Origin of the sequence: Halorubrum sp. Atlit-26R (genome assembly GCF_003666015.1) — an archaeon.
Taxonomy (GTDB): Archaea; Halobacteriota; Halobacteria; order Halobacteriales; family Haloferacaceae; genus Halorubrum.
The window spans coordinates 1-1,257 of the sequence record NZ_QPLT01000072.1 but is presented as its reverse complement, the minus strand read 5'-3'; the positions used below and the strand labels follow the sequence as shown (position 1 = coordinate 1,257).

Sequence of the window (1,257 nt, the reverse complement as noted above, 5' to 3'; positions counted from 1 at the left end):
CACGAGATCTGCAAACCGTTCAGCCGGTTCAGCGTTTGACAACGAAACCCGGTATCGACCGTGTTGCTGCTCTCTGGTGACTAGGCCGAGTTCGGCAAGGTTCGAGACCACGCGGGACGTGTGACTCGGATCTCACTCAAGCGCATCAGCTAACTCCCGCTGGACCACGCCATCTCCCCCCTCGATACTAAGTACTAAGGTATGAGAGGACAGTGAGTTCCGGTTCAGAGAGCACTTTGTCTCAAATCACGCAATCTGTTTATACTATCTTGCGTGCTTTGAGATGCAGCCTATCCAGCGCTGTCGTGAACGCAGCTAAAGCAGAAATAATTCAGCGTTCCATAGATATATATCGTCAGAGCAAGTAGCTACAGCAACGGACCCCCACACATGGACCTCACAGACATCCCCGACGATGCATACGACGGCGAGGAGTCACCGCCTGATCTCGACGCATTAGAATCACCTGACTCGCTCCTCAAAGGGGGATCAATCCGAGAACGGCTCCTCGACGTTGTCATCGGACTCCGGACGCCGACGAAGGTCTCGACGATCGCCGAGCGGGCCGATTGTGACACCGAGACAGCCAGGGACTACCTAGAGTGGTTCGACGAGATGGGAATGGTACAGCGGCACGACGGTCGTCCAGTCCGGTACGAACGCAACGACGCGTACTTCCAGTGGCGACGCATCGACCGGATCAGCGAGGAATACTCCGAGCAGGAGATCGTTGACGCCCTCGACGACACGCTCAACCAGATTGAGGACTACAGAGCACAGTTCGGTGCAACGCACCCCGACGAGGTGTCTCTCGTCGACGCGACCCAAGAACAGAATCTGTCCACCGAAGCAGCTTGGGAAGCGCTCTCCGAGTGGGAGACACTCGAAAAGCGAGCCGCGCTCCTCGACGAAGCACGCCGAAACAATCCAGTCGCCGGTAGCAAGCCCGGTCCAGTCGATGCCTGAGGACACGGCAGACCCACCCAGTCGGGGCCCCATCGATGCAGAAATCCTCGACCGGATTGCCGCACACCTCGCCCACAGCGAACGATTCGACGACATCCAGACACGACCAGAATACGCGCCGAACGCAGTCGTCGCTGACTACGATCTCGGATACTTTCCAGGCGGCGTCACCCGTGCGTATCTACGGATCCGCTGGTTCGAGACTGACGACTTCAGCATCCATTATTCGGAGCAATACCAGACCGGCAACGAGTGGGAGTGCCGATGGGACCGCCATCCGAATGACCATAA

At 57.6% G+C, this 1,257-nt stretch carries 2 protein-coding genes; both read left to right on the top strand.

The window, feature by feature from the left end:
* Positions 1 to 390: 390 nt before the first annotated feature.
* The gene (locus DVK07_RS19315) at positions 391 to 966 is read left to right on the top strand and encodes a hypothetical protein (protein ID WP_121598494.1); all 576 of its coding nucleotides are present in this window, start codon (positions 391 to 393) and stop codon (positions 964 to 966) included.
* On the top strand, positions 959 to 1,257 hold a 299-nt coding region (locus DVK07_RS19310; protein ID WP_121598495.1), incomplete at its 3' end, for a hypothetical protein. The genes DVK07_RS19315 and DVK07_RS19310, both read left to right, overlap by 8 nt.